Source organism: Maribacter sp. HS (assembly GCF_048059195.1).
GTDB lineage: Bacteria > Bacteroidota > Bacteroidia > Flavobacteriales > Flavobacteriaceae > Maribacter > Maribacter dokdonensis.
On sequence record NZ_JAYLVV010000003.1, the window covers coordinates 360636 to 381340 of the forward strand.

Consider the following 20705-nt stretch of genomic DNA (forward strand, 5'->3'; position numbering starts at 1 on the left):
GTGAAATTAATGTGTCCCAAAAAATTAGTCTTTTTACTTTTCATATTCTGTTTGGTTTCCATAGAAATGAAAGCCCAATTAGGATTTTGCGGTGGCAATTCTGGCGACCCTATTTTTACAGAAGATTTTGGTGCCGGGACAAATAACGGCCCAGCTTTGCCCGCTGGCACAACCACATATAATTTTACCGCCTTTACCCCTAATGATGGGGATTATACTATTTCTAGCACCACAAATTACTTTGATTGGCTTTCCCTACAAGATCATACCCCTGGAGACACCAATGGAAAAGCATTTATCGTCAATGCCAGTTTTACTGCCGGGGAGTTCTATCAACGTCAGGTTACGGGATTATGTGAGAATACCACCTATGAATTTTCTTCTTGGCTCATTAACCTTCAACCTGCAAATAGCTGCGAAGGCAACAGTATACCCGTTAACGTTCGTTTTCAAATTTGGGACGAAACGGACACTAATCTTCTAGCTCAAGGTGATACAGGAAATATTTTCAATACCGGCACCACCGAGTGGAACCAATATGCCTTGGTATTTAAAACCGAGCCAGGCCAAACATCTGTCATTTTAAAGATGAGAAACAATAGTAATGGCGGTTGTGGCAATGATTTAGCTATAGATGACATTTTATTTCGATCATGCGGAGACAACGTTACGGTCTCAACACCATCTAATGAAGTAAGTTTAGTGGTATGTGAAACCCAAGGCGGAGTCTCAAGAACACTTACGGCTACACCAGATTCTTCTGTTTTTAGCACACACGCCTATCAATGGCAGCAAAGTACGGACCAACAAAACTGGGCAGATATTCCTGGTGAGAATAGTGCCATTTTAGATACCCCATTAGTAACCACAACTACCTATTTCAGGACAAAAATTGCCGAAGACGCAGTCAATGTCAATAACGATCTTTGCAATGTGGTGTCCGATGTTTTTGATATTACCGTTTTGCCCATACCAGCAGCTCCAACAAGTAATGGGGACATTATGGTCTGTGAAGGAGAATTGGGAATATTAACGGTAGCCTCCCAAAATAACTACACCGTTAATTGGTATGACGCCCCTACCGGTGGAAATTTAATTTTATCCAATAGCCAAAATTTAGAAATTGGTGTCGCCGGCATGTATTATGCCGAAGCAAACTCAACTGAAATAGTATGTGCATCTACCACAAGAACAGCGGTAACGCTAACCGTAAACCCCTTACCAATAGCTCCAGATGACATCAGCACATTTTTATGTGAAGATTCTTTTACCACTTTAGATGCCGAGGTTGAAAATGTCGCCTATCAATGGAACACGGGTGAAACCACACAACAAATTGATGTTATCACACCGGGCGATTACAATGTGGTCATCACCAATGCAAATGGTTGCTCAACCATTCGAAATTTTAATGTGGAACAAATAGATCTTCCCAGAATAGACAACATTATATCCGACGGAGCATCAATACGCATAACTACTATTAACGATGGAAATTTTGAATATTCCCTAGACGGAATTTCATTTCAACAAAACCCCATTTTTGATGCTGTTGAAGGTGGATTTTATACTATTTACGTGCGGGACAATACAGATTGCGGCGTAGTAACCCAAGATTTTTATCACTTGGTCATTCCAAAGTTCTTTACCCCTAATGGAGATGCGTTCAACGATTTTTTTGAACCTGACGGATTAGAGGTTTTTAGCAACATCACCATTTATATTTATGATCGTTATGGCAAGCTTATAAAATTTGGGAACACAAACGCCACCTCTTGGGATGGCACCTTTAATGGAGAAGATATGCCAGAAGATGACTATTGGTATCTAATTGAAGCAGACACGGCTCAATTTAAGGGGCACTTTAGTTTAAAACGTTAAGGCTTATTTTTTTAAGTACCATTTCACTTTACTTTGCTATTTTTACTGCACTTTTAAGCACTATGGCTAATTCTTTCGAAAATTATCAAAGACGCAAACTTATCTCCTCGTACTTTTCTGTGGTGTTAAGTATTGCATTGGTCTTATTCCTATTGGGAATTTTAGGACTACTGGTTTTAAACACCAAAAAAATGGCAGATCGCTCTAAAGAGCAGATTACCATTTCTGTATTTCTAAAAGAAAATACCAAGGAAATTGAAGTGGAGCAACTCCAAAAAACCTTGGCAATGTCAGAATACACCAAGTCTTCTACCTATGTTTCTAAAGAAGAAGCCGCAAAACAACATAGTGAAGAAATTGGGGAAGATTTTGTAGACTACTTAGGCTACAACCCTCTTAAAAACTCGATAGACGTAAAGCTAAACGCTAATTTTGTTACTGCAGAAAAAGTTGAAGAGATTGCCGCAACACTTTCTGAAAAAAGTTTTGTTGACGAAGTCAGTTATGATAGGGTGCTGGTTAGCATGGTAGCAAAAAGTGTAGAACAGATAGGTTTCTGGATTTTAGTAGCTAGCGCCATTTTCACCTTTATTGCCGTATTGCTGATCAACAGCTCCATACGCCTTTCTATTTACTCAAAAAGATTCATCATAAAGACCATGCAAATGGTAGGTGCTACCAAAACGTTTATCCGTAGACCATTTATATGGCAAAATATTAAATTAGGTATGATCGGTGCTACTATTGCATTGTTGGCCATTGGCGGTGTCGTATACTATGTAAATACTAATTTTGAAGACTTAGGGTTACTAGAAGAACCTTATATTTTAGTCACCTTATTTATAGGCGTTTTTCTACTGGGTATACTTATTTCGTTCATTAGCACCTATTTCGCCACCCAACGCTTCTTAAATCTTAGAACGGACGAATTATATTATTAAATTTGCGGCATGAGTAAAAAGAACAAAATTGAACAGCAACCTAAACAGGAATTTATTTTTCAAAAGAAGAATTACATGTTCATGTTCATTGGACTTGCCTGTATTGCAGTAGGATTTATTTTAATGAGCGGTGGCGGCAGCGATGACCCCAACGTTTTTAATCCTGAAATTTATAATTTTAGAAGAATAAGACTTGCCCCTACTTTAGTGCTTATTGGCTTAGGTATAGAAATTTATGCCATTTTGTTGAACCCACACAAAAAGAAAAATTAATTGGATACTTTAGATGCTATTATACTCGGTATCATACAAGGATTGACCGAGTTTTTACCTGTTTCATCAAGTGGTCATTTAGAATTGGGTAAAGCTATTTTAGGAGATAACTCTGTACAGGAAGAAAGTTTATTGTTCACCGTTGTACTTCATTTTGCTACCGCACTAAGTACCATTGTAGTCTTTAGAAAAGATATTTGGGAAATTATAAGTGGTTTGTTTCAATTTAAATGGAACGAAGAAAGCCAATTCTCTGCTAAAATAATTGTCTCTATGTTACCTGCAGTATTTGTAGGTCTGTTTTTTGAAGAGCAATTAGAAGCTTTTTTTGGCGGCAATATAAGGTTCGTAGGTTTTATGTTGATCATTACTGCTGTACTCTTATATTTTGCCGATAAAGCCAAAGACACCGATAAAAAAGTAAGTTTTGGAAATGCCTTTATAGTTGGCATTTCTCAAGCCATAGCTATGCTACCCGGTATTTCACGAAGTGGAGCTACTATTTCTACCTCTGTTCTTTTAGGCGTAGACAAATCTAAAGCCGCAAGATTCTCTTTCTTAATGGTTGTTCCATTAATCTTTGGTAAGATCGCGAAAGACCTTATGAGCGGGGACTTAACTTTTGACGGGGAAAACAACGTTGCAATGGGTGCCGGATTCATTGCCGCCTTTGTTGCCGGCCTTGCGGCTTGTACTTGGATGATCCAATTGGTACGTAAAAGCAAGCTCTCCTATTTTGCCATATATTGTCTTATTGTAGGATTGATCGCCGTTATTTACGGGTTTACCAATCCGTAAAACATCAAAACACCAAAATTCATGAAAGATTTGACCAAAGAAGACTATTTAAACGGTCAAGTATTATTGATCGATAAACCACTGGAATGGTCCTCTTTTCAAGCGGTCAATAAATTGAAATGGGCGATTAGAAAAAAGTTCAGCTTAAAGAAATTTAAAATAGGTCACGCAGGTACGTTAGACCCTTTAGCAACAGGTCTTTTGGTGATTTGCACAGGTAAGTTCACCAAAAAAATTACCGAATTCCAAGGTCAGGAAAAAGAATACACAGGTATAATTACTTTAGGCAGTACAACACCTTCTTATGACTTGGAAACCGAAATCAATGAGACTTTTTTGACCGATCATATAACGCCAGAGCTTATAAAAGCTACCACCCATGAATTTATCGGTGAAATAGAACAAGCCCCGCCTGTTTTTTCCGCATTGAAAAAAGATGGCAAACGTTTGTACGAACTGGCAAGAGAAGGTAAAACTGTAGATATTCCAAAAAGAAAGGTACAGGTAAGTGCATTTGAAATTACCGACATAGACAACTTGAACGTGCATTTTAGAATTGCATGCAGCAAAGGAACATATATAAGATCTATGGCGCACGATTTAGGAAAAGCATTAAACTCCGGAGCACATTTAACGACCCTTAGAAGAACCAAAATAGGTGATTTTAACGTAGATAAAGCCCAAGACCCTTTGGACTTCGCCGATTTATTATTGGCACCAGAAGAAAATAAATAGCAGATTTTGAAATGCCATTTATCGATCTTCTAAAATATTTTGGTATTATTAAGGTTATATATTCATGAATCTGAACAGAAAACAATTATCATTACTTGCTACTACCTTTAGCCTGTCTATTGTAGTGCTGGTTTTGTTTGGTATTCAGTTCGGTGGTCAAGAGGAATCTCACGAAGACTATGTGGTTGAAATGATCATGGACCCAGAGGTATTGGAAGAAATTCTCAAAGAAGAAGATCCTGTTGATGAAGAAATGAAGGCCGATCCAATAAAAAGTCATTTAGCTTTTAACGAAACCGCAAAACCTAGCTACGGTAATCCAGAACCATTACAGACTTTAGAAGAACTGATGGAAGAACGTAGTGAAATGAGTGACGGTGACCCTACTGAAAGTATGATTTCCGATTCTGGTTATTCTGAAAGGGTAAAGGCCTTGGCTAAAAAGAGAGAAGAAAAAAAGCAGCTTTTAGGAGAAAAAGAAGCACAGAAAAAAGAATTTACCAATAACCTTGCCGCCAGAAGAACGTCAGTATCCTATTCTTTGGTTGATAGAAATAATTATAAATTACCCCCACCAATATACACTTGTATTGAAGGTGGAAAAGTTGTTATCAATATAGAAGTAAATGCACTAGGCTATGTAACCGAAGCAGATTACAATGCAAAAAGTTCTGGAACATCTAACGGATGTCTTGTTGAAAACGCCATTAATTATGCTTTGAAAGCAAGATTCAACAGTTCTGAAAAAGATTCCCAGAAAGGCACCATTACCTATTTATTTCAAGGGAAGTAATTCCAGCAGATCTTGAACTATACTTTGCCCCTTATCCTTATTGTAAAAAATTTGAAGATCCTGTTTAAATTCAGGCGTTAGTTTACCGTACTCCGACTTATAATCTTCTACTAGTTTAGTTGCCTTTTTAGATCTTGGACCCCATGTAGCCTCAACCGTGTTTTCTTTAACATCAACGGAAATTAATTTTGGTATTGACCTACCTCCATTGGTCAAAAATTGATCCATAATATGTAAGTTCTCATCTCTTAAGATTATAGATAATGATATATTAGGATTGATTTCAGTGAATTTATGCATAACTGGCAGAGCAGGAGAAGCATCGCCACACCAGCTCTCTGATAATACTACCCATAAAACTTTTTGATCCACAGACTTTATCTTGTCAACAACCTCATCGGTAAATTTTAAGGTTTTATCCCACCTACGCATACGGCTGTTATTCAATTGGGTATATTGCGAAAGTGCTTCAGTTTGCTCAGGACCGGTAGACGCTCCTTTTTCAGCCAGGTCAGAAACCAATGCCCTATACTCGACATAACTATAACCGCTTTTTAATCCCTTTGCTTTAATATCTTCCAATAATAACTCCATAATGCTTACTTTAAAATATCTTGATCGATCACATTAGTAGCATTACAAATAGAATACTTACAAATTTTCAGGATTGACGGCCAGGCTGTTGAATAATTTGGCCTTCGCCGTAAAATATTTATTTTCTACTTGATTCTGTTTTAAGACCGCATCTATTAACTTTGATTCCCTTGAATTGATCAAAAACAACGAACTCTCCCCAAAACTGAATTTTCGTTCTTCCGCTGCTAGCAACGCCTCATAACTGGCAACGATATCATCTATTAAAATATTCTGATTTTCAAAAGAAGCCAACTCATTATATATAGCCAATACCTTATTCTGAATTTGCACCTCGGCGTTATCTAACTCAAACTGTGCATCCCTTAATTTCAGTTTAGCCAGTTTTAAGTCTCCCCGTTCTTTTCTTAAAAATAAAGGTAACTCAAAATTTAAACCACCCTTATAATTTTGGGTTTCCAATGAATTTAAATACTCGGGCGTTTCAGTAATAAACTTATACTCAACGTCAATTTTAGGTAATAGTTTATTTGTTTTTAATCGCTTATCTACGCGTAAACCATCTATTTTATACCCTAAGGATTTTAGCTTAGGATGATTTTCAAGGTCAAAACTATCTAAAGGTTTACCTAAAATTTCCAAAGCTTGATCTATCTCTACATCTAAAGACAGTTCTGGCACCACACCTGGTTGTAATTCCATAGGTATATTTTCTCCCATCCAGAGAAAATTGGAAAGCTCCAATCTTGCGTTACGTAAAACTACATTAGCCTGCTCTCTTTCCAAAGCTCTGTTTTGTACGGCAATTTTAGCCTCAACGGTATCAATAGCAGCAATTTCACCAGCGTTGGCACTTTTATTGACCCCCTCTAACCTTACTTTAGCGTTCTCTAAAAAATCATTGAACAATATACTATTTCTATAAGCCTGCAACCAATTGAAATATGCCAATGAAGCATCGAACAAAATTTGATTGACCAATAGATCCCTATCGGCTTTAGATTGCTCCCTAAAAAACTTTGCCTTCTTTACGGTTGCCATACGCTCATTGATCCATGAACCACGTCCTAGAGAAAGGGCAACCCCGGCACTGTACAATCCATCATCAGGTACATTTCGCTCTGCGTTCAAGTATTCTCCAGAGTACTGCTCAAACTCGCCTTTTAATTCTATACCATACCAGGTAGGAATTTTAAACGTAGTATTTAAAAGATCATAATATTCCGTTCCCTTAAATTCTTTAGTTGCATAATCTACCGCTATTTTGGGATCAAACCCACCACGGGCCTTCATTAGATTTGCTTGCCCAACGCTCATTACCATCTCAGCTTGTTTAGTAATAGGATGGTACTTTTTTACATATCCTAAATACTCTTTAAACCCTAGCTGGACAGAATCTACCGTTTGGGCCGACACAAAAAAACCGGCACATATACAGAAAAAGAAAAAAATGCTTCTCATCATTATTTTTTTACGGGTTTGTCCTGGGCACCTTCAGGTTGGTAATAGTTAGGTGGAAAACCATTTAACTGACGCCAAAGCTCATACCAAATAGGCACATCTTCCAATAAGGCAATAGTATTTGCCCCTGAACCAACACGTAAGGCATCTGGCCATGCTTGATCTTCTTCATCCGGAGATAACAGCACCCTATATTTACCATTAGGGTTTATAAACGTTTCTATAGCTACCACCTTACCCGCATAGGTACCATATGATGCATTTGGCCATCCGCTGAAAACGATAGCCGGCCAACCATCAAATTGTATTCTAACACTTTCTCCTAAATGGATCAAAGGCAAGTCTATTGGCGCCACAAAAGTTTCAACCGCCATATCATAATCTGCCGGCATAATACCTACCAACGGCGTGCCTTCTTTAAACGTTTCTCCTATACCTGCTGTTAATACCTTATTGACATACCCATTTTGCGGAGCCTTAATATAACGCAGCTCACTCCTCATTTTATAATTGGTATAATCATTCTCCAACTTACTGACCTGAGCCTCAGAATCAAATTGATTGGACATCGCCGTAAACTTATCGCTCTGTGCCTTTGAGATCTTATCTGTATATGATGCTTGAACACTATTGATTTCTACTTCCGCATTGATTATTTCGTTCTTGGCCGCCAATAATTTATTCTCTTGCGAGAGCAACTTTGCTTGGGTTTCTTGCAATTTCAACCGTTTTGCCTCAACATCTGTTACCGCTTTTAAACCTTCGCTCTCTAATTGCACAGTTCTTTCAAACTGCCTTTCAGCAATTTGAATATTTGTCTTAGCGGCCTCAAAATCAATACTATCGCTTTGTGCCTTTAATTTGGCCTGTAGCAGCTTGTTCTTTGCTTGCTCAAGTTTTAATCTTCTTTCATTGATAAGTGCCGCAACTTGATTGTCCAACGACTTCACCTTTTCACCATATGAGGTTACAGATGAACTCTTAGATTTTAATTGTTGCCCTGTGCGCTCCACTAAATCTGGATCAAAATATTCTGATTTCACTTCAGAAATGAACAATATGGTATCTCCTTTTTCTACATAATCTCCTTCTTGTACATACCATTGTTCTATTCTACCCGGTATTTGTGATTGAATAGTTTGAGGTCTTTGCCCCGGGGTCAACGTAGTTAAATTACCTCTAGCGGTTATGGTCTGCGTCCAAGGCAAAAACAGTACTATGACACCTACCACGGCAAATGCCAAAAGAAACCTATTAAAATGCTTGTAGTGCCTCTTGTGGTTTACCTTCTGTACCGATTTGAATCTATCTATAGAGACTTTCCGGTTAAGTTTGTTATGAGATATATTAAGCATCTTTTCCTTGGATTTCGTTAATAATCTGTCCTTTTTCCATGGTTATGATACGCGAACATTTTTTGATCCACTTATCGTTCTCACTTACTACAAGTAATGCCCAACCGTTAGCTGGATTACTTAAAAAACTCAAAATACGGTCTGCTTCATCTACATTGAACTGATCAAGCGGGTCTTTAAGAATGAGCAGTTTTGGCTTACGGACAATACTTCTAGCCAACACTATCTTTTTTGACACGGTATATGGAATCTGTTTACCTTCAGGGTACAATACCGTATTAAGACCTTCTGGTTGTTTTTTTACAAAATCCGTAAGTCCTACTTTATCTAACGCCCAATACACTTGCTCATTTGTGGTCTCTTTATCACCAAAGGTGATGTTGTTCAAGATTGTACCCTCAAATGGGGATTCTTCCGGTAATGATTGACCTAAGTGCGAACGGTAATAATTAAGGTTCATACCTTTTAACGAAACTCCGTTCACGTACACACCACCACTGTCTGGTTCAATGATTCCCGCAATTAAGCGCAATAAAGTATTTTTACCAGAACCACTATTACCTCTTAGAAGAATAGTACAACTAGGGGATATGGTTAAACTTAGATCCTTAATTATTTGTCTTTTTGGCTGTGGTACACTGTAAGATATTTCACTTAGCTCAACAGTAAAGGCCTGGTTCTCCATAAATGGTTTTTCTCCTTCTTGAGCCTCAAGTTCTTTATCTACCACTTGCCCCATCTTTTCTAGAGATGTCAATAAATCATAAAACGTTTCCAATCCTAAGATTAATTTTTCAACCGAACCGATTACTAAAAGAATAATAATTTCGGCCGCTACGAACTGACCAATGTTCATCTCTTGATTAAGCACCAATAACCCACCAATCAATAAAAGACCTGCGGTGACCAAAACCTTGAACCCGATCATTTGAATAAACTGCAATACCAAAACCCTAAAATGACTTTCCCTTGCATTGAGGTAATTGACTACGAGGGTATCATTTTTATCCAATGCGTGAGATGTTTTACCAGATAACTTAAAACTTACTATAGACCTGGCTATCTCTTGAAGCCAGTGCGCAATTTTATATTTACTCTTAGATTCATCTAAACTCGTATCCAGACCTCTTTGAGCAGTAAACTTGAACACCACGTAAATCAACAACAGCAACAACATACCATAAACAATAAAAAATGGGTGATAAAACGATAGTAGCAATAACCCAAAAACAATCTGCAGTAATGCCGCTGGAAAATCTATCAATACTTTTGATAACGATTTTTGAATAGTCAAGGTATCAAAAAACCTATTTGCCAATTCTGGCGGATAGTAATTGTGCAGTTCGCTCATCTTAATTTTAGGAAAACGATATGCAAACTCAAAAGATGCCCTAGTAAATATCTTTTGCTGTACATTTTCAATGATTCTTATTTGCATAAGCTGCAGCACCCCAACAAAAGCAACACCCAATGTCACCAAAATGACTAATACGATCCAAGATGTACTAATTTGAGCACCTTGCATTAAGTTTATTATTGCCTGTATACCCAATGGTAACGACAGGTTGACGACCCCCGCGAATATGGCATAATAGAAAACTTGAAAAATATCCTTTTTATCCAGTTTTAACAGTCCTAAAAAACGCTGCCAGGCAGTTAGTATGTTTTTACTCATTTAAGTGTTGTTTTAATGTATTGAATACAAGGTGAGTCAAATATTGTGTTGGTGTCACTTTCTTATTACAATCTGTAAGTGACGGAAAGTGCTCTCTTAAATAATGTTGGTGCAAACCATTTTCCAAAATGGTACTTGCTAAACTCTTAGGATATTCATAATCTGCATCAACCTCGGAAATCATAGTAGACAAACGCCCTACCAATCTTTTATATATAGCGTAATAACCTTCTTTATTCTCTTCGTCTACTTCTTTGGTCAAATAAGCTTTAGAGTATTCATTGATTACAATTTGATTTAAAAAGACTTCATTGACATGAGAAAATACGGAATCTTCCTTGATTTCCCTAGTTATGATTATAATGGACTTTAATAATTTTTCTTTTGGATTTTTAATACTGTGCGTTGCAAAGACCAATTGATATTCCATCCACCCCCAGTACCAAGAGGTTAGGTAAACAAGTAATTTATGTTTGTTTTCAAAATATCTATAAATAGAACTCTCGTTAGAACCTATTTGATGACCTAGCTTTTTAAAAGTAAACCTTTCAAAACCAATTTCGTTGATCATTTGAATACTGTACTCAACGATTTTTTTACCTAGTCCAGAAGATTCAGGGTCCTTTAAATAAAGTTTCTCATTAACTTTTATCTGCACCCCTTGCAACAGCCTATCCATAATACTACCAATTACATAAAATGTAAATATAATAGTATTACTATCAACTAATAATAGTTTAACAACTATTAACTTAAATTTAAACTTTCTTTAATGGGCTCCAAAAGAAATTAAACACTATTCTACCAAATTAAAGAAAAAGGTAAGTTCTGATCTTTTTAAATACTTTTGTCATTAAAGAAACTTTCTATGGAACAAGTAAGATGCGGTTGGTGCAAGGGCGATACGCTTTATGAAGCATATCATGACCAAGAATGGGGCGTACCCGTTAAAGACGATGATTTACTGTTCGAGTTTTTAGTGTTGGAAACCTTTCAAGCTGGTTTAAGCTGGATCACTATTTTAAAAAGACGAGAAAATTTTAGGGTTGCATTCGATCATTTCGATTATAAGAAAATTGCTAAATATCCTGAAACCAAAATCCTCTCTTTACTACAAGATGAGGGCATTATCAGAAACAAATTAAAAGTTAGGGCAACGGTGACCAATGCCATTGCCTACATGGAAATTCAGAAAGAATTTGGTAGTTTCAGTAGTTATATTTGGGAATTTGTAAACAATGAACCTATTAAGAACAAAGTAGTAAATTACAAAGATGCCCCTGCCAATACACCCATATCAGATGCCATTAGTAAAGACCTAAAAAAACGCGGTTTTAAGTTTGTGGGCAGTACTATTATTTATGCGTTTATGCAGGCCACTGGCATGGTAAATGATCATCAACTAGATTGTTTTAGATACACTGAAGTGTAAGTAACATAACACCGTTATTATGAAAAATATTCAAACGCTATTACTAATAACCACTCTGTTTTTTTACAGTCAGTTTGGGCAGGCTCAGTATAAATACGAAAGGGAACATCGTATTTTAAAATCTCAGTTTCCTGCTGTTGCTATCTCTACCATAGAAGAAAATGTTACAGATTATAGGCGTATTAAGTTCTATAAGGAGACGGATAGCACTAAAGTTAGTTATGAGGCGAAATTGAAAAAAGACAAGCTTTGGTACAGCATTGAATTTGATAAAAAAGGCAATCTTGAAGATATTGAAATACTAATTAAACCAGACGATATACCTAATGATACCTTTGCCAAAATAGAAGAGTATTTGAACAATAATTTCACTAAATATCGTATTAAAAGGCTGCAACAGCAATATCCTTCAAATACCGATCCTATTGATCACACTTTTAAAAACGCATTTCAAAACTTGATACTACCCTCTAACAATTACGAACTGGTAGTTGTTGGAAGAAAAGAAAAAGGCTATTTAGATTATGAGATTCTATTTGATGCCGATGGAAATTTTATGGATATAAGAACCTCTCTTCCCCCTAACTATGACCATGTACTGTACTAGATTTCGGTTCATTTTTACCTTATTGCTGTTCTTATGTGTACGTTATGTTCAATCTCAAAATAACACTGTTGCATATTGGGAGCCTGAAGTAGCTTTAAACTACAAAGTAACCCCTTTACTTAAACAAAATTTTTCTTTATCGAATAGAAATTATACCTATCACAATAACAAATCTCAGTTAACTGTACGCCAAATAGAAATAGCCCATTTTTCCTCTTTAACAATAGATCCCTATAAGAGCATAGGCTTAGGAGTACAATATAGATTTAGAGAAGCATTTGAAAATGACAAGGAAAATGAACTACGGTTAACGCAACAATTCAACATTACCAAAATTACCAATAGCGTCCGCTTTGGCAACCGGTTTAGAATTGAGCAGCGCATACAACCTTCTACACTTATTCATCGTTTTAGATATCGTTTTGCCATTGACATTCCCTTAAAAGGTTTAAGAACAGATATTGGAGAACCATACTTAGTGGCTACCACAGAATCTTTATTAAGTATTGAAAAAAGTGTCAAAGCAATGTATGACCAGCGCATAACATCGCAAGTAGGTTGGTCTATTTCAAACCATTTAAAAGCACAATTGGGTGTACAGTTCAGAATGGAGAATTATACTGAAAAAACTGAACACGTTTTTCTCTTTTTAAATAGTTTGGTTATATCACTTTAAGATTGCCATAAAATCTTTTCTTGCAATTTCTTTGGCTCCCATACTGGCCAAATGATCGGTGTGCAATTGGCAATCTATTACCTTATACTCTTTTAGAAACAATTCTTCCGCTAGCTCAATAAAGGCAAACTTAGATGCATTAGATGTAAGACTGAACATGCTTTCTCCACAAAATACATGACCTAGATCAACACCGTACAAGCCCCCTACCAGTTTATCTTTTTCCCAAACCTCATAGGATTGGGCAATGCCATTTTCATGTAATTTAATATATGCGGTTTTCATTGCTTCGGTAATCCATGTACCGTCTTGTCCTTCTCTTGGTACGGAAGAACAATATTCTAGAACCTTTTCAAAACAAGTATTTTTAGTAAGCCTAAATTGCTTGTTTCGTATTACTTTTTTCATGCTTTTAGAGACCTTTATCTGATTTGGAAATAGCACCATTCTAGGATCCGGACTCCACCATAATATTATAGAATCGTTATCAAACCATGGAAAAATTCCGTTTTGGTAGGCCAACAACAACCGCTCTGGGGAAAGATCGCCACCAACGGCCAACAAGCCTTCAACATTGGCATTTTCCACGGGCGGAAAGACAAGTTCATCAGTTAAAAAGTACATGATTCTTTTGAGACTTTTTCGTTTTTGTTCAAATTAACCAAAGGTGTGAAAACAAAAAAACTTGTTCAACTTTTTAAGCTAAACAAGTTTTTTATTTAAAGGACAGTACCCCTTATTTTATTGTGCTATAATTATTAAAACGGAAGATCATCATGATCCTCTTCGTTTAAATTATCAGCTGGTTCAAATGCCTCCATTGGTGGTACTGGTGGCATACCTGGCGCCGGTGCTTGTTGAGATAAATTTTCTATCCTCCAACCTTGAATTGAGTTGAAATATTTTACCTGACCTTGAGGATTTGTCCACTCTCTTCCTCTAAGATTAATACTAACTTTTACATCTTGCCCTACGGCATAACTGTTCAACAAATCACATTTATCTTGAACAAATTCTATCATGATATGCTGTGGATATTGCTCGTCTGTAGTAACGACCAACTCTCTTTTCCTAAACCCGTTGGACCCAAAAGTTTGGGTTTCACCTATCAACTTAACTTTACCTTCTATTTCCATCTTGAACTCTTTTTACAATAGATTTCAAAAATACATAAAATGAAGCGGTAATAAAACACGGTACATAGATTACAACACAACAATTATTCACAATTAGGGTTATCTTTAGTATTAGATAACTATTGGATGAACTTTATTCCTAAAAACAAAATTTCCAACATTTTTCTATTGGTAGGCTCCTTTGTTGTGGTTAGTCTAATCTTATGGAATACCAATAGCTTTTTTAAACAATTTAAAGAGGAAGAGCGTTTAAAAATGGAGATTTGGGCTACTGCGCAATCAGAATTTTTGCAATCCTCTGAAACTGTAGATTTAGGCAGTCTTCATTTAAAGGTATTTCAAAACAACACTTCTACCCCAATGATCCTTATAAACAAAGACAAGTCTATAAGGGTGAATAATTTTCCACCAAACAAAGCTCAGGACTCCGCCTACATTCAAAGTCAACTAAAAAAATTCAAGAATGAAAATACCCCTATTTCCATTGATCAGCAAGGCGAACATTTAGCCACGTTATATTACGGCAATTCTGACGTTTTAACCAAGCTGAAGTTTTACCCTATTGCCTTACTTCTTATTATTTTTCTTTTTGCCGCCGTAATCTATTTTCTGTTCAAGACCAATAAGGCTGCCGAACAGAATAAATTATGGGCAGGTATGGCCAAAGAGACCGCCCACCAAATTGGCACTCCCCTATCTTCTCTTTTAGGATGGAACGAACTTATAAAATCTGAAGACATTAACCCAAGTATTACCAAAGAAATTGAAAAGGATATTGACCGGCTACAGACCATTACCGAACGTTTTTCCAAAATTGGATCATTGCCAAAACTTGTTGAAAGTGATATTGTAAAAGAAACACAAGATGCTTTTGATTATTTGAAAAGAAGAAGTTCTAAACTTATTCACTTTTCATTTAGCTCTAAAGTGGACCACTTGCCCGTTATGCTCAACAGTTCATTATACAATTGGACTATTGAAAACTTGGTTAAAAACGGAATTGATGCCATGCGAGGCAAGGGCAGCATTGCCATTGAAATAGTACCAGATCATAAATTCGTGAATATTTTAATTGCCGATACCGGGCACGGTATTTCAAAAAGCAACTATAATAGTATCTTTACACCCGGTTTCACCTCAAAAAAGAGAGGTTGGGGCTTAGGACTTTCTTTGGTTAAACGAATTGTGGAAGAGTATCACGATGGAAAAATAAAGGTGTCATCATCTGGCAAAGAAGGAACTATAATGCAAATTTCTTTAAAAGTGGTTCACTAATTATGGCGAAGGAAAAATTTGAAGTTATTAAAGAAGCTCAACTGACCAATAACTGTCCGGAGTGTTTTAATCAGGATTTAAGTCTTACTTTTTATCAAAAACACACCTACGGTAGCTTTTTTCATAAGATTACTGGAGACCTCAGCAATAAATTAGTTTGCAATACCTGCCATACTACAATCTACCCAGTAAGTTGGACGGATGATATAGAGCGCATGTTCAACTATTATCAAAAAACGGCTGTTCCAGCTAAAAAATCATCTCAACCAACATTATTATTTTATGGGCTTTTATTAGCTATGATCGCCTTGGTCGCAGGAGCTGTTTACCTTTTTATTTCTGGTGCCATTTAAATCTTAGCTCCAATTTCCTGGGCCAAGTCTGCCAGTTCCTCATCACTTAGTTTTACCTTGTGTTGAAAAGTTGCATCTTTCATTTCGTTCAACGGAATTAAATGAACATGCACATGCGGTACCTCTAACCCAATAACGGACATACCAATACGTTTACAATCCACTGTTTTCTTGAGAGCCTTACCCACTTTTCTTGAAAATGACATGAGACCCAAGTACGTTTCCTCATCCAAGTCCAATATTTTATTTACCTCTTTTTTAGGTATACACAAGGTGTGCCCTTTAGCGTTTGGGTTGATATCTAAGAATGCTAAGAAATTTTCATCTTCAGCTACTTTAAAACATGGTATTTCACCATTTATGATCTTGGTAAAAATCGTTGGCATAATCGTTTACTATTTAATGGAAATAAAAAATCCTACCCTTTTCAAAAGGATAGGATTAAATATAGTTATTTAAAAAATTTAAGCTCTTGTTATTTCAAGAATTTCAAATTTTATTGCTCCGCTAGGAACAGTAATTTCAGCAGTATCTCCCACTTTTTTACCTAAAAGTCCTTTGCCAATTGGTGAGCTTACAGATATTTTACCCGTTTTAAGATCCGCCTCACTTTCCGCTACCAATTTATAGGTCATTTCCATACCATTATTTTGGTTTTTTAGCTTTACGGTAGAAAGTACCAATACCTTAGAGGTATCTAATTGCGACTCATCAATTATACGTGCATTGGCCACGGTATTTTCCATCTTGGAAATTTTCATTTCCAACAAACCTTGTGCTTCTTTTGCAGCATCATATTCTGCGTTTTCTGACAAATCGCCTTTATCTCTTGCTTCTGCAATTGCTTGAGACGCCTTTGGGCGCTCAACATCTCTTAAATGATCTAGTTCTGCCTTTAGTTTTTTTAACCCTTCGACAGTATAGTATGATATATTACTCATAACTTCCTCGTTTTATAAATAGACAAATCCTCTGCAAATGCCTGTTAATTCGGCTTTTTAAGAGAGGATTTAACACAAATATACATAAATTTTACGCACATTTGTTGAAGTTATTGAAAACAAAATTATAGCATGTTCAGAAGATTAAGTATCCTAATTCTATTGATTATCACTGCTTGTAGCAATGATGGAACCAACAGAAATCCGTACTTACAGGAAATAGGCTTTCGTTTTGAAGCTAATTTAAACTTGCCTTCCTACAGCCCACTTACAAATACGGGTAGTGCCGTATATATTCAAAGTGATCTTGCCGGTACACGAGGTGTTTTTGTTATCAATGCCGGTTTTGATCAATTTAGGGCATTTGAGGCCAGTTGTCCAAATCATGCACCTAACGATTGCTCTACCATGCAGCTAAATGGACAAATTGCAACGTGTTCTTGCGAAGATTATGAATACAGCTTATTTACCGGTCAACTATTGAATAGACCAGATGATGAAAATCGATATTATGACATGCTTGAATATCGTACCACCTTTAGTGGTGGTAGTGTAATCATCTCTAACTAATCATTATTCTTCAGCGCGGTATTTCTCCATTATTTCTTTGAACAGTTCACCTGTACTTGGTGGTGTATACGATATTGCATTTGCCCCGGCATCTATTGCTGCAACTATAGAATCGTCAGATTTTCCACCCGTGGCAATGATGGCAACCTTATCATTTAAATCCCTAATTTTTTTGATGATATCTGCAGTTTTAGCTGCGCCGGACACATTGAATATATCCACACCTGCATCTATTCTACCTTTAATATCATCTTTTTCCGAAACCACCGTAATGGTTACCGGTATATCAATTTTTTCCTTAAGCATCGTAATAAGGCTGTTTGGGGTAGGCTTATTTAAAACCACCCCTAAAGCACCTTGAAATTCTGCATGTATTGCCAATTCTAAAGACCGTACCCCGGTTGTTAAACCGCCACCGACCCCACAAAATATAGGCTTGTCGGCAGCCAATATCAAAGCATTTGATATTACCGGTTGCGGTGTAAACGGATATACCGCTATAATTGCATTGGCATTGGTATTTCTTATAATAGCTACGTCCGTACTAAACAAAAACGACTTTATAGATTGCCCAAAAACACGAATGCCAGAGCATTGAGAAATGACCTCTGGCACCGTTACTATGTTGTTTCTTAACCTACTGCCAAAAACTGGAATGTTGCGCTCCATAACCCTGATAATTAGTCTCCTAATTTAGATTATTCCACTATGCGCCTTACATCCTCAACAAATATTTAAGACAACTTTATATCTTTCTATTATCAACTAAAAATTCACTGTTGCACCTAATAAAAAGTTAGTTCCTGCTTGCGGATAGTAACCTTGTACTTCAAATGAACTACCAGGTGTAGACCAACTATCTACATAAGTATACCCGTTAGAAACATACTTTTCATTGAAGATGTTATTTACCAAACCTGAAAACACGATAGACTTTACAATGCTATTCATGTTAATCTCATAAGTAATATTGAAATCTGTGGTAAAATAAGAGTCTAGCTTAGATGCCTCTGTATCTGTATTGCTTAGATATTGCTCACCTACAAACTTTGAATACAGCGAAATATTCATAGCATCACATGGCATATAACTAAGAACGTTACCCGCCACCAAGCCCGGAGAATAAGCAATGTTGGTATCTCCTAAACCTTGTAGCATACCATCTCTATCAATAAAGAAATCTTTGTTCTTATTTTGACTGATGGCAATGTTAGGCCTTAGGTTGAATTTTTCACCCAATATTATATTTGCATCAACTTCCAAACCTAGCCTGTAACTATCACCAATATTTTCCCTTAATGGTGCACCAACGTCATTTAATTCACCAGTAACCACTAACTGATCTTTATAGTTCATGTAATATACATTGGTATTTACCTGAACTGAAGGAGAAACATACCTCCATCCCAATTCAAAATCATTTAGTTTCTCAGGTTTTGGATTACCATTTTCATAATCGTTCCTATTGGGTTCCCTATTGGCAACCGCATACGACAAGTAAAAATTATTATTCGCATTAAGATCAAAGGTTACTCCTGCCTTTGGATTGAAAAAATTGAACGTATCATCAACAAGACCGGTATCTTCCCCGTTTGCTTTATACCCAACTGTTCTATACTGAACATCTCCATACAATGACCATTGATCTGTTAATTGATAATTTGCCTTTGTGTATAAATTAAAATCTGTTTTAGATGAACTATCATCATAATAACGATCTCTGTAACTACTATTACTAGCATATCTAGCCCAGATTACCTCACCAAAATGATCGCCTTCGTATTTATTAAGACCACCACCTATTATTAAATCTAACTTTTCTTTCTTGTAATTTGCAGAAAAAACGGTTCCGTAGAAATCATTATCCAACCATCGTCTTCTAATTAAATCGGTAGTATTCACTTCTTCACCATCTACAATCAGTGGCTCAAAACCATAGGTAGAAAAATCATCGGCTTCTCTATACTGCTCAAAATAACCTCTACCTCTTGTATAGTGCAACGCAATATTTGTACTCCAAAAATCAGAAATCTGTTCGTTCCATAATAATTGTGCATGGTCTTGCTTGTAATTATCCACTTCATTATCATAAAACTGGGTATTACCATCTAAATCAGTATAAATACCTGAAGGATTAAAAGTTCTATTATCCCTCAAAGTTTGACCATCTATACCGTACCAAGCTTGGTACGTAATTTCATGACCCCCAAACATCAATGCCTTGATCAAAGTATTGTCATCTTTATAAGCCGCTTGTAAAAAATAAGATTCCAAATCCGATCTTGCTCTATCTATATAACCATCTGATTTAATTTTAGATAGTCTCCCTGAAATTTCAACATGATCATTTAATAATCCGGTACTGAACTTTAAATTATTTCTTAATGTACCGTAGCTACCTATAGAAGTTGATATTTGACCATACGCGTCTTGTAAAAAACCGTCTGTCAACAAGTTTAAACTTGCGCCAAAAGCACCGGCACCATTGGTTGATGTACCTACACCACGTTGCAATTGCAAACTCTCAGTTGAAGAAGCAAAATCGGGCATATTTACCCAAAATGTACCTTGAGACTCGGCATCGTTATAAGGTATTCCGTTAATGGTCACATTTACACGTGTAGCATCACTACCTCTTACTCTAAGCCCAGTATAACCTACACCGGCACCAGCATCTGTAGTAGTTACCACAGATGGTAAAAAGTTCATTAATACAGGAATGTCCTGCCCAAGGTTTCTTGGTTTAATTTCCTCTTTTGTAAGATTTGAAAATGTAACCGGAGATTGCTTGGTTACCCTTACCGCAGAGACGAAAACTTCGTCTAAGACTACTTTTTGACCCTCCAGAGAATCAGTTACCTGTTCTTGGGCACTGACTCCAAGACTAAACGCAAAAAACGCCGCAATTGTGAAAATAGTAAGTTTCATTCGTAAAATAATTACGAATAAAAGGGGCTATTATTCTAAGTAAAAATTGATTTTGCCTATTTAAAGACTTAGTTTTCCAAAATGAAGTCAGCCATTACGCTGGCTGGCCCCTCGCTAAAAATGTCCACCGGACATTTTTTTAACGCTCGGTCCCTTGGCAGCATTACCCGCCCAGGTTCTTTGGGTATAATCTCAGCTTTGTCCTAAAAAATTTCAGGATTTTGGCACCCCTTTGAGATGCCGCAAATGTAATGCAGTAATTTTAACTCTCATAAATAAAT

Annotated in this window: 23 protein-coding genes; 12 read left to right on the top strand and 11 right to left on the bottom strand. The window is 36.5% G+C overall.

All coding sequences use genetic code 11. The features are described from left to right. The first annotated feature begins 66 nt into the window (after window positions 1–66). The 6 genes from VBZ51_RS06630 (at window position 67) to VBZ51_RS06655 (ending at window position 5421) form a co-directional block, all read left to right on the top strand. The gene (locus tag VBZ51_RS06630) at window positions 67–1881 is read left to right on the top strand and encodes a T9SS type B sorting domain-containing protein (protein ID WP_416576433.1); all 1815 of its coding nucleotides are present in this window, start codon (window positions 67–69) and stop codon (window positions 1879–1881) included. A gap of 62 nt (window positions 1882–1943) precedes the next feature. After that, on the top strand, window positions 1944–2822 hold the full coding sequence (locus VBZ51_RS06635) for a cell division protein FtsX (protein WP_416576434.1): 879 nt from the start codon (window positions 1944–1946) through the stop codon (window positions 2820–2822). A gap of 9 nt (window positions 2823–2831) precedes the next feature. Further along, window positions 2832–3095 carry a DUF3098 domain-containing protein gene (locus VBZ51_RS06640; protein ID WP_058104917.1) on the top strand — a complete coding sequence of 88 codons (264 nt, stop codon included), beginning with the start codon at window positions 2832–2834 and terminating at the stop codon, window positions 3093–3095. After that, on the top strand, window positions 3096–3893 hold the full coding sequence (locus VBZ51_RS06645) for an undecaprenyl-diphosphate phosphatase (protein WP_058104916.1): 798 nt from the start codon (window positions 3096–3098) through the stop codon (window positions 3891–3893). A gap of 21 nt (window positions 3894–3914) precedes the next feature. Further along, a complete protein-coding gene (truB, locus tag VBZ51_RS06650; RefSeq protein ID WP_416576435.1) occupies window positions 3915–4628 on the top strand; it encodes a tRNA pseudouridine(55) synthase TruB in 714 nt (237 codons plus the stop codon). Window positions 4629–4692: 64 nt separating this feature from the next. Beyond that, window positions 4693–5421: a hypothetical protein gene (locus tag VBZ51_RS06655; RefSeq protein ID WP_215997063.1), complete on the top strand. Its 729-nt coding sequence runs from the start codon at window positions 4693–4695 to the stop codon at window positions 5419–5421. On the opposite strand, the gene VBZ51_RS06660 is transcribed toward VBZ51_RS06655, so the two are convergent. Genes VBZ51_RS06660 through VBZ51_RS06680 form a run of 5 tightly spaced genes read right to left on the bottom strand, consistent with a single transcriptional unit; the run spans window position 5404 to window position 11185 of the window. After that, complete coding sequence (locus tag VBZ51_RS06660; RefSeq protein WP_416576436.1) at window positions 5404–6015, bottom strand: thioredoxin family protein; 612 nt, start codon at window positions 6013–6015, stop codon at window positions 5404–5406. The two genes, VBZ51_RS06655 and VBZ51_RS06660, sit on opposite strands and share 18 nt — an antisense overlap. A gap of 57 nt (window positions 6016–6072) precedes the next feature. Next, window positions 6073–7476: a TolC family protein gene (locus tag VBZ51_RS06665; protein WP_215997265.1), complete on the bottom strand. Its 1404-nt coding sequence runs from the start codon at window positions 7474–7476 to the stop codon at window positions 6073–6075. A gap of 2 nt (window positions 7477–7478) precedes the next feature. Continuing rightward, complete coding sequence (locus tag VBZ51_RS06670) at window positions 7479–8831, bottom strand: HlyD family secretion protein (RefSeq protein WP_416576437.1); 1353 nt, start codon at window positions 8829–8831, stop codon at window positions 7479–7481. Next, window positions 8824–10506: a peptidase domain-containing ABC transporter gene (locus tag VBZ51_RS06675; RefSeq protein ID WP_416576438.1), complete on the bottom strand. Its 1683-nt coding sequence runs from the start codon at window positions 10504–10506 to the stop codon at window positions 8824–8826. The genes VBZ51_RS06670 and VBZ51_RS06675 overlap by 8 nt, the downstream gene beginning before the upstream one ends. After that, window positions 10499–11185, bottom strand: coding sequence for a TetR/AcrR family transcriptional regulator (locus VBZ51_RS06680; RefSeq protein WP_416576439.1), 687 nt, complete (start codon window positions 11183–11185; stop codon window positions 10499–10501). Before VBZ51_RS06680 ends, VBZ51_RS06675 begins: the two co-directional genes overlap by 8 nt. 189 nt (window positions 11186–11374) lie before the next feature. Between VBZ51_RS06680 and VBZ51_RS06685 the strand changes: the two genes are divergently transcribed. The 3 genes from VBZ51_RS06685 to VBZ51_RS06695 are packed head-to-tail and all read left to right on the top strand — an operon-like array spanning window position 11375 to window position 13221. Beyond that, on the top strand, window positions 11375–11938 hold the full coding sequence (locus tag VBZ51_RS06685; protein ID WP_416576440.1) for a DNA-3-methyladenine glycosylase I: 564 nt from the start codon (window positions 11375–11377) through the stop codon (window positions 11936–11938). Between the two features lie 19 nt (window positions 11939–11957). Further along, window positions 11958–12545 (top strand): hypothetical protein, encoded by a 588-nt coding sequence (locus VBZ51_RS06690; RefSeq protein WP_416576441.1) that lies wholly within the window; start codon window positions 11958–11960, stop codon window positions 12543–12545. After that, entirely contained in the window at window positions 12532–13221 is a 690-nt protein-coding gene (locus tag VBZ51_RS06695; protein ID WP_416576442.1) for a DUF2490 domain-containing protein, read from the top strand. Before VBZ51_RS06690 ends, VBZ51_RS06695 begins: the two co-directional genes overlap by 14 nt. Here the strand turns inward: VBZ51_RS06695 and aat are convergent. Then, on the bottom strand, window positions 13213–13845 hold the full coding sequence (gene aat, locus VBZ51_RS06700; protein ID WP_416576443.1) for a leucyl/phenylalanyl-tRNA--protein transferase: 633 nt from the start codon (window positions 13843–13845) through the stop codon (window positions 13213–13215). The genes VBZ51_RS06695 and aat overlap by 9 nt on opposite strands. Before the next feature lie 134 nt (window positions 13846–13979). Next, entirely contained in the window at window positions 13980–14357 is a 378-nt protein-coding gene (locus VBZ51_RS06705) for a DUF3127 domain-containing protein (RefSeq protein WP_058104905.1), read from the bottom strand. 126 nt (window positions 14358–14483) lie between these two features. Here VBZ51_RS06705 and VBZ51_RS06710 point away from each other — a divergent pair, with 126 nt between their 5' ends. Continuing rightward, entirely contained in the window at window positions 14484–15632 is a 1149-nt protein-coding gene (locus tag VBZ51_RS06710; protein ID WP_416576444.1) for a sensor histidine kinase, read from the top strand. Window positions 15633–15634: 2 nt separating this feature from the next. Continuing rightward, window positions 15635–15985, top strand: a complete 351-nt coding sequence (locus VBZ51_RS06715; protein ID WP_074670294.1) for a hypothetical protein — start codon at window positions 15635–15637, stop codon at window positions 15983–15985. Here the strand turns inward: VBZ51_RS06715 and VBZ51_RS06720 are convergent. After that, window positions 15982–16371 (bottom strand): HIT family protein, encoded by a 390-nt coding sequence (locus VBZ51_RS06720; RefSeq protein ID WP_416576445.1) that lies wholly within the window; start codon window positions 16369–16371, stop codon window positions 15982–15984. The genes VBZ51_RS06715 and VBZ51_RS06720 overlap by 4 nt on opposite strands. A 78-nt stretch (window positions 16372–16449) precedes the next feature. Then, entirely contained in the window at window positions 16450–16926 is a 477-nt protein-coding gene (greA, locus tag VBZ51_RS06725) for a transcription elongation factor GreA (protein ID WP_058104901.1), read from the bottom strand. A 132-nt stretch (window positions 16927–17058) separates the two neighbouring features. Here greA and VBZ51_RS06730 point away from each other — a divergent pair, with 132 nt between their 5' ends. Beyond that, entirely contained in the window at window positions 17059–17496 is a 438-nt protein-coding gene (locus tag VBZ51_RS06730; RefSeq protein WP_074670299.1) for a hypothetical protein, read from the top strand. A 3-nt stretch (window positions 17497–17499) separates the two neighbouring features. Here the strand turns inward: VBZ51_RS06730 and VBZ51_RS06735 are convergent, their stop codons facing one another. Together VBZ51_RS06735 and VBZ51_RS06740 are read right to left on the bottom strand one after the other, a co-directional pair. Beyond that, window positions 17500–18165: a hypothetical protein gene (locus VBZ51_RS06735; protein ID WP_058104899.1), complete on the bottom strand. Its 666-nt coding sequence runs from the start codon at window positions 18163–18165 to the stop codon at window positions 17500–17502. Between the two features lie 96 nt (window positions 18166–18261). Next, entirely contained in the window at window positions 18262–20424 is a 2163-nt protein-coding gene (locus VBZ51_RS06740) for a TonB-dependent receptor (protein WP_416576446.1), read from the bottom strand. Window positions 20425–20705 lie beyond the last annotated feature (281 nt).